The following is an 8788-nucleotide window of genomic DNA, read 5'->3' on the forward strand; positions in this document are numbered from 1 at the left end:
TTGACCCCGCCATACGCTCTAGCAAGGAGATGCGGAAGAAATTGATCGACGCTTTGTAAGCGGCCTTGACAACTTCCTGCTCATAGAAGGGGGCACGCTTTAGAGGGAAGGGTGTCCAGCAGATCTTTCCCGATTTTCGTGGCGCGCATCTGATTCCGTGGATCTCGTGATAGAGAAGTGGCTAGGAACGCTCAACGCATGGGCGCGCTAAGCGCCCGGCCGTGGCAGTGCTTGAATCGCAGATTGCTGTTGCACCAGCAAGGATCGTTAGGGCCAAGCACCGCCTGGAACGCCGCCTTATTCGCGACCGGCTGCTGCACTTCGATTTTTATATCCCTGATTGAGATTAAGTTTGACTCGCCAGTTGGAGTGACAGCCGCTTGAACTGAGTCGACTAACAGAACGTCATTCCGGCCATTCCCAAGTCGGATCCGCGTTGAGATCTCCAAGTTGCGATCCCTTGGAATAACCACGACGGCCACGTTCTTTCCGACGCTATTCCCCGAACGGGGGCGTTCCGCAATGCGACGGACGATATTGATTCCGGCATCCAACATAGTCATCTGAGATGGAGAAGATTCGAGTACATTTCGGAGGATTCGCTCGTCTTCCTGCGTCATGGTGTCCCAGGCCCCGACTCGTTGGATATAACTGGGCACCGGAGGACAATCCTCCGGTTCCAGCTCGTGGGCTATATCGAAGGATTCTGCAGCTTCGGGATGGTCAACGCCTTGGACAAAATCTTGGAAGTTGGTGAGCCAGATTGTGCCTATGTATGCCCTTGCGCCGGCGTATAAATAGCCTGACATCATCACTGTGAGACGCTTCAGAATCGGGGAAAGACGGCTTATCTGACGGCGGTTATTGAAGAGGGAGTTCAACTCTCTCCCCAGCCGTTCGGCTGTTTCCACGATCCCATAATCGGGAGGAGCTGACCTGTAAAGTGCATCAACTAGCCAAGACTGAAACTCAAACGTTCCGACTCGTGCCATGCCAGTGAATCCCACGGCGAAGCGACCGTTGGCGAGAGGAAGAACCGTCGCCTTGTTCGATTGATCGGTCACGACCACTCCAGCGCTCGAAAGGCGCCGATCTGAGAATTGCATCAGGTAGTCGTGATTCGCTGCCGTAACGATAATGGTCATAGGAGGGTCGAGTCGTAGCTTTTTGCTTATTAGGTGGATTCTATTGCTGCTCCGGGTGGCCGGATACCTTGAGTATCACCCGGATCGCTTGCGACGAGTGGTTCGGTCGGATAGCCTCGGAGAGTTCTCGCCGTTGTGGTTGCTCAATCCGGGGCGCTGATGAGGCAATCTAAGCCTGAGCGGCGTCTATCGCCTGGGGGGCGGCGCTTATAGGCGAGTGGCTGTTGTGACTAGGTACCTGTCATCGAAGCAACTCTAACGCCGCTGACTGCTCGGGGTCGACTTCCGCCCGACGCGAACCGATCAATGGCGGCCGACTTTGCTCGATTAACGTCGGACCGGGTTCGACGGCCAACTCCAGTCAATCAGCCGGAACGCCCGACCGTCCGGTTCCATGGAAGCGGTCTGCGGACCAACGATACACAGACGGTGCAAATTAGATTCGCGGCTTCATCAATGCGCTCCATGGCCGAGATCCCAAAATACTGCACCGGCGCTGAAACACACGCACATCAATGCCTCCTTTACTATGCCTCATTGCATAAGATCCTCGACTTTGAGATAACTATTCACGTAGTCCAGGATTTTTTCCGCAAGCGGTTCAAACTTTGGCTTCTCATCATTGAATTTATTCCAGATCCACGCGTCCGAGAATTTTTTCAGATCAACAGCCGTAGCACAATGAGTGGGCATTTCTTTGGAACACGCCGTCAAAACTCTTTCCAAAGTACCTAAGGCGGCGCCAGGCAGCGAAACAAAATCACCGATTAACTCCCTCAATTCTTTTGGAAGCAGCGGTGATGCAGACAGCGTCCTCAATAGCTTCACTTGATCCACATATTGCGCGGTAAATTCAATGTAGCCATGTTCATATTTTTTCCATCGGGAAAACACCACGGCCGGGTTCGTTATCTTTGTAGTTTCCTTGTACTCTTCCTGGCTTATTGGGCTATGCGGCACCGTGTAATATTTTTTCAAAAATTCGTTGTTCATGGTACCCCCCACGATCACACTGAATACTTCCTCCCGCGCGACCTGATCTATGTCAATTTCGTCCGGAAAGAATTCTGCAACATAACAATCGACCATGCGGAGGGTATTAAGGGATACGATAGTATGTAAATCGAATACATTAACATAATCGGATTCCGATTTGTTTTGAAAGAAAAGCAGAACCTCTTCAAATGCTTTCAGCTGAAGTTTGAATGTCTCGGTGCGAATTGGAGCAAAAAACGTCCGCCGAGCCTGAATATATGAAAGCACGGTCACCACTGAAATAATGACAAAAAAAAGTATATTTATAATATTTTTTGTCGCTTCTATAATAGGCTCTATAGTATCTAACATTTTCGTGTAAGTTTTCTGAAATACTCCGCGCCCCTCGCAAGTTTGCGAGATAATTGAAGAGCGTAGTCTGCAACCGTTTTAAGGTCAACAGGCCCGCTCCAATATCTCACCGCAAGATGTTTGAACCGATGCGTGCCGGTTCAACTGGTGCTGTCGCGTGCCACGGAAAGTGAAAACTGTGCCAGGTAAGTGAAAAACTGCTGCCACAGTTAGTGAAATAATCCGGGCGGCCAACGCTTTTCTGCGTGGACTCGGCCGTCCGCCTCTGTCGCTGGTCGACCCATCGGAGTCCTTTAGCTGCGCCTCGCGAGTGCACGACAGCTCCGCAAAACCGCTGCAATGCGATACATCATATAATTGCTCTTAAGCGTCGATTTACCGGACGATGACCAATTGCCGCCTGGCCCGCGCGATGCGCGCGGCAAACGCAAAAGGGAGGCCGCATGAGCCCGGAGTCCACAACGCCTGCGACCGTCTTGTGGCGAGAAAGCACCGCGTCGCGCCGGCGCTTGGCGCTCGGAACGGCCTTGTTCGTCGCGGTGATCCTGCTGGCACTGGCAGCGGGCTATCACATCGCGTCCGAACGGGCACAAGTCCAGCAAACGGCCGTCACCGCGGACATTGACGACGCGATCGACCGCATCGTTAAGGCAACGCGCACTGACGAGCGCAAACTCGCAAACCTCGCGGGACGGCCGTGTCCGGAGGTCCAGGCGAATCTCACCCTCAGGGACGTGTTCATCCCCTATCGCCGGACCGCCATGATGGTCCAGGACGGGACTGCGTACTGTTCAACTGGACTCGGACCGGTGTCCATCCCGCTCACCACGTATCTTGTTCCATCGGGAGAGGCCCCACAAATCGCTTTCCTCGGCGGAACGCAACAGATCCCGGACGTGCCCGTCATGGCGATCTATGCTCCGGTCGACCGCCGCCACGGCATCCTGTATACGGTCGAGGGTGCGTACGTTGTCGACATCCTTGCACGGGCAAAAACGTCAGGCGCCAGGAGCGCGTCGATCTCCGACGGATCGGGCGGCACCCTCACGAGCGACGGACGCTTTTACAAGAGCGCTGCCCGCGCCTCCGGCATGGGCGAAATCCTCGTTCAGGTGGAGCACGACGCCGACAGGACGCGCGCTGATCTGATCACGACCGAGATCGTCGCACTGTTCATCGGACTCTCCCTGTTCGTGGCACTGCTCGCCGGCTACGCCGCCGGTTTCACACCCCGTCAACGCCTGGAAAGACAGGTTCGCGCGGGTTTGCGGCGCAATGAGTTTTACGTCGAATACCAGGCGATCGTCGACCTCCAAACCGGGAGTTGGGTCGGCGCCGAGGCGCTGTTACGCTGGAAACATCCGCGTCTGGGCCTCGTCATGCCGGGCAAATTCATTGGCGAGATCGAAATGATGCCCGTGATCGCGCCTTTGACAGAGTTCGTGCTGGCCACGGCGCTCGCTGAACTGAAGGCCTGCGGCTTCCCGGACGGTTTCCGGGTGAACGTCAACCTCGCACCGAAGCACATCGGAATGCATTGTTTCCCGCACGATATCAGTTCGACGCTCAGGCGAAGCCCCACCCGCTTTGAGGTCGTACTCGAGATCACTGAACGCGGGTTGCTGACGGGCCTTTCGGCCAGCCATGACAATCTGATGAGCCTCAAGGCTCATGGCGTAAAGTTCGCTGTCGACGATTTCGGAACCGACAATAGCAACCTCGCGCTGTTGCAGCGCTTCGCCTTCGACTACATCAAGATCGACCAGCAATTCACCGCCGGTGTCGCAGGCCGGGACCGCCAGCTCGTTGAAGGCATTGCCTACCTGGCGAACAAGCTGCACCTGACGGTGGTGGCAGAAGGCGTCGAAGAAGTCGAGCAGCGCGACGCCCTGAAGGAGCTCGGCATCAGGTTCGCGCAAGGTTTTCTGTTTCAGCGGCCGGCAAGCATTCTCGAGTTCGAGCGGATGTACCGCCATTCATCAACCCATGCCATGTCACAAACGGTGGCATCCTGACCGGCATGATCGAGGCTGATATTGCCAGAGGACGACTCCAGGGATCCATTCATGGTCGTTTCTTCAGCGCGTCGGCAATGCCATCCAGGTCCGCGAGCAGCATCGATGCGTGCTCCACGGTCGCGAAATTCCTGGCCCGGAATAAAATGGATAGTCACCGACCGACTGAGATGCCAGGAACGTACGCGATCTGACATCCCGCGATGAAAGGTGCTGAGAACCGGGCGGTGTTGGACGCCGTCTCTCTCACCGCATCATCGTCAGCGAAACGTTCACCGCCGGGATCGGGTCCAGGCGCACCAGTCGTCTAGGTGCCTTAGCAACTGCGCACGACGATGTTCGCGGCGATAGTGGCCGACCACTTCGGTCGCCGCGATCACCAGTACGAGCGTACCGATCACAATCCCCATCCACGATTCGACCATTGCAGCCTCCATCGTTAGGTCCGGTCCGCAGGCGCCGACCGCTTGGCGTCAATTTCCGGGATGACTTCCTGCAACGGCGCTGTGCGTCCCGTCAGCCCCGTCATCTCATGCTGGCCGCGCGAACGCACTCAGTGAACCCGCGCAACAGCTTGCAGGACGGCATGGCCGAGCGACGTGATGCGAAGTCGCCGGTGTCCTGACGCCAGCAATTCGACGATCACTAGTTGACGTTCCAGCAGGGTGCGAAGCTCCGCGCGGCCCAGTTCGATCTCATCGGGCTTTTCCTTTACCAGCATCAGCGTGGTGAATTCATGCGGACTTAGCATGCGTGTCTCCTTGGTGCGAAGAGGTCCGACTTCGAACTGACGGCTGTGTGCTGAACAGATGTGCAGCGTCGCAATGCCGACTGCACAGAAATTCATATGACCTACGGTGTCGAGGAATGCCTTCTCCCAGACCTTGCACGCCACCGGGCGTCTGTAGTGTGCATTTAGAGCGAACATTCTAACTTTGCTAAATCGACGTCCGGCGTACTTCCTGATTGGTAAATACCCGTAGCGTGAATGCCAGTGTCCGTGGCGGGTGGCCTGTGTTCTGATGGCGTCTTCCGAGATTCCGCGGCTCATGAGGGCACCTACTGTCACCGGTGCTACTGTCAGGGGGGCGACAGCATCGTAGGCGTGAACAGTGCCGGTTTGGCCATGGCTATAGTTGTGATCCTCGAAGAGCACGACTCGCCGGATCACGGCTGTCCGTCTATACGCTGCTTCCAATGTAAAGTCTTCGCCACCATTGCCGTAATTCCGTAGAGAGTCCTTAGTTCGCGCTTCGGTCACGGTGTGCATGAGTCACAGTGATCACTTTCGGAAACGTCGGGACGTCGCCATATCCATGAAAAACCTTGGATTTATCGCTGCGCTTTTGCCGTCGATAGCCTTTGCATCTACCGTCTCTGAATACACGTCTCAGGTCCGTTGGGTGTCACGGAATCGTCAGCTTTTGTACGGCAGCCCATGCGACAGACATTTCACAACGACCGGCGTCGCTGCAACCACACCCGTTGTGTCTACCCTATCGTGTCCCGGTTACGCCGAAACGCAGATTGCTCTCTGGACGCAGACTGATCTGGCGACTGTTGGGGAGTTGCCCGTGCGGGCGACGCAAAAGAGCGCTCATTCCATTTCGGTTCTGACTGGCGAAGGAAGACACTGACGTTCACGGTCGATCCAAACGCTGTGACCGCCCATACGGGGATATACGACGTCGATGAACACCGCCAACACTAGGCATTTCCTGTGGCATTGGTGCCGCTATGCGATCCGCGACGCTGCGGCGCGGGCTTTCGGGTGGCCCACGTTGGTGAGCGCTGCGGTATTTGGTTATCTGCTTCCGAAGGTGGGAATCGGCGCGATCTCGAATCAGATCGAGAGCAAGGTTGCCGTAGCGGTAGTTAGCTGGGCGATCGGGTTTGTCGTGTATCTGTTCGCTGGCTTCTTCAAGGCGCATCGACTTCTCAGACCACTCGCCGTGACAGTCACAGACGACGTTCGCTCACCTGATTTCGCCTTTCACGATCAGGTTCGCGGCCATAATGTGGCAGTCATCGCCCGCAATCGGTCAGACGTCCATCTGAAAGATTGCATCGCCTACGTTATGAATGCGCCGCAGGGCGATGGTTCGGTATCTCCACGCTTCGTGGAAAAATTCGATTTACCGCCGAAGTCGAACAAAACCGTGTTCGTTGCGTACTGGTTCTCTCGCGAACTACCAAACACGGACGACAAAGACATCGGTCTGAATGGCCCCAGCGGCGCCTGCTTCGGTGGCAATGTATGCGGGGTTCCGGGTCCAGCGGCGATTCTCCATATTCGAATTCATCCACAAGACGCAGACAGCAAAGACCTTTGCTGTCGGGTATGGATCGATGAGAGTGCCCGTCGGCTCAGGGCTGCGCAACTGCCCGACTAAGAGACGCAGCGCCGCCCGCCCATCGCCACAAACGGGCGCGGTTTGTGCCGATGACGCCGCTATCTGACGGTCAGCCGACTCAATGCATATGCTGGCCATCGTTGATGGCAATGTTGGATCCGGTCACAAAACCTGCATCGTCCGAGCACAGGTAGCAAACGGGAGCGGCGATTTCCTCCGGCTTGCCGAGGCGGCCGGCCGGAATTTGCGGAAGGATCATCGATTCCAGGATTTCCTGCGGAATCGCCATCACCATTTTCGTAACAAGATAGCCAGGCGAGATAGTGTTCACGGTCACACCCTTGCGCGCCACTTCCAGTGCGAGCGACTTCGTGTAGCCGTGCATGCCGGCCTGGGCAGCCGCATAGTTGGTCTGACCGAAGCCGCCTTTGGAGCCGATGTTCGACGGTATATTGATAGTGCGGCCCCAACCGCGCTCGACCATGGCGTCGCGATATGCCGGCGTTGTTGACCAGAATGTCTACGGGGCCCACTTCAGCCAGAATGCTCGCGACGCACCTCGTGCACGACTCATCGTCGGCGACATCGACGGCACGGGTATGGAATTTCCGCCCTTCGGCCTCCATGCGGGAAAGCCATGCATCGATGCCGGCATTGCGCGGGGAGTACGTGACGATCACCTTGTAGCCCGCGTCGTGCAGCTTGACACTGATAGCTTCGCCGATTCCACCGGTTCCGCCCGTGACAAGCGCGAACTGCTTCGTCATGCTCTATACCTGATCAAGGAACTGAATGGGACGCGACGGACGGCCATGTGTCGCGGCAGTGATTACTTCAATGCCACGCGGGTGGCTTGCTCGACCGCCCCCTTTGTCGACTTCGACACCGCGGTGCTCACCGCCTCGGCGTTGCTTCCTGCGACGTGGATCGCCAGCTGAGCCACCTTGCGCGTCGTCTCGTGCCAGGTGCCCGTGGCGGTGATCGCAGACTTCAGGGCGGTGATGGCGGTCTCCGCGGCGGCAGGGGCATGCTGTGCGGCACCGTCGACAGATTCTGCAATTGGCGTTGCTGCTCGGCGAACCGCTCACTGGCGACGTTTGCGAATTCCAGCCGGGCATTCGATGCGATGGCGAACAGCTGGCTGTGGTACTACGTTGCCGAGAAGGCTGACGAGTGCGAGCGCATCTACAGGCTTTTCGAGAATTGCGTCGAATAGACTGAGGGCGAGAAAGTCAATAGTCGATGTGCACGACAGTGCAATGATTTTGCAGCGCGACAAGTCCGGGTTGTTACGCAGGGTCCGGCATACTCCACGACTGTCATCCTCGCGCGACCCGATATCCAGGAGCGCCGCGTCGGGTATCCATTCGGCGGCCATTTCGATCGCGTCAGTGGCGGTACAGGCGATTGCCGCCTCATGTCCCATAGAAATAACCTGCTCTGCGACGGTTCGGCCCGCCTGTATATTGCTGTCGACAACGAGGATCTTCATGGCTTCTGCAATAAATCGTAGAACGGTTGCCCAACACTGGGACACCTTGTTGGGACACTTGGCGCGAAAAAAAGCCGGCGCAAGCCGGCTTGAAAGAATCTAGCGTCCGAGTGAGCTAGAACCTGAGAGGTCTGCACTATAGTCGGAATAGCTTAAGAAGCGCTTAAGCCCGGCACGACTTGCCCGGAGCCAGAGGCTCGACCAGCACGTGCCGCGTAGTGCAATCAATCGCCGCCGCTCGCGTAATGGCGAGCTGCCGCGTGAATGACCGACAGCGCTTCTGCTGGGCGCTTGAGCAGGAGTAACGATTCAGCGATGCACAGACTGGAGTGCAACGCCGTTAGAGCGTGTTAGGAACTTGGAAGTACTGGCACCGCGTGAACGAGCATGAGCATTGCGAAGACCACGAAATGCAACCCGGCAAGCGTTTCGGGT

The 8788-nt window shown here is 56.7% G+C and carries 7 protein-coding genes and 2 pseudogenes; 2 read left to right on the forward strand and 7 right to left on the reverse strand.

All coding sequences use genetic code 11. The features are described 5' to 3' along the window. Nucleotides 1-191: 191 nt before the first annotated feature. Nucleotides 192-1145 carry an SEC-C domain-containing protein gene (locus P3T25_RS48105; protein WP_429364775.1) on the reverse strand — a complete coding sequence of 318 codons (954 nt, stop codon included), beginning with the start codon at nt 1143-1145 and terminating at the stop codon, nt 192-194. Between the two features lie 534 nt (nt 1146-1679). Beyond that, a complete protein-coding gene (locus P3T25_RS48110; RefSeq protein WP_429364777.1) occupies nt 1680-2492 on the reverse strand; it encodes a hypothetical protein in 813 nt (270 codons plus the stop codon). 443 nt (nt 2493-2935) lie between these two features. Between P3T25_RS48110 and P3T25_RS48115 the strand changes: the two genes are divergently transcribed. Then, nucleotides 2936-4507: an EAL domain-containing protein gene (locus P3T25_RS48115; RefSeq protein ID WP_429364779.1), complete on the forward strand. Its 1572-nt coding sequence runs from the start codon at nt 2936-2938 to the stop codon at nt 4505-4507. Between the two features lie 272 nt (nt 4508-4779). Here P3T25_RS48115 and P3T25_RS48120 read toward each other — a convergent pair whose 3' ends face one another. Continuing rightward, a complete protein-coding gene (locus tag P3T25_RS48120; protein ID WP_429364781.1) occupies nt 4780-4932 on the reverse strand; it encodes a hypothetical protein in 153 nt (50 codons plus the stop codon). Between the two features lie 128 nt (nt 4933-5060). Further along, entirely contained in the window at nt 5061-5258 is a 198-nt protein-coding gene (locus P3T25_RS48125) for a hypothetical protein (RefSeq protein WP_429364783.1), read from the reverse strand. Nucleotides 5259-6198: 940 nt separating this feature from the next. On the opposite strand from P3T25_RS48125, the gene P3T25_RS48130 reads away from it, so the two are divergent. Then, nucleotides 6199-6900 (forward strand): hypothetical protein, encoded by a 702-nt coding sequence (locus tag P3T25_RS48130; RefSeq protein ID WP_429364785.1) that lies wholly within the window; start codon nt 6199-6201, stop codon nt 6898-6900. Between the two features lie 79 nt (nt 6901-6979). On the opposite strand, the pseudogene P3T25_RS48135 reads toward P3T25_RS48130, so the two are convergent. The 3 genes and pseudogenes from P3T25_RS48135 to P3T25_RS48145 form a co-directional block, all read right to left on the reverse strand. Next, nucleotides 6980-7628, reverse strand: a pseudogene (locus tag P3T25_RS48135) (SDR family oxidoreductase). A 317-nt stretch (nt 7629-7945) separates the two neighbouring features. Then, nucleotides 7946-8353 carry a hypothetical protein gene (locus tag P3T25_RS48140; RefSeq protein ID WP_429364787.1) on the reverse strand — a complete coding sequence of 136 codons (408 nt, stop codon included), beginning with the start codon at nt 8351-8353 and terminating at the stop codon, nt 7946-7948. 350 nt (nt 8354-8703) lie between these two features. Next, a pseudogene (locus tag P3T25_RS48145) lies at nt 8704-8788 on the reverse strand (IS5/IS1182 family transposase); the annotation flags it as partial.

It is taken from the genome of Paraburkholderia sp. GAS32 (assembly GCF_050434225.1).
In the GTDB taxonomy this organism is placed as follows: Bacteria; Pseudomonadota; Gammaproteobacteria; order Burkholderiales; family Burkholderiaceae; genus Paraburkholderia; species Paraburkholderia madseniana.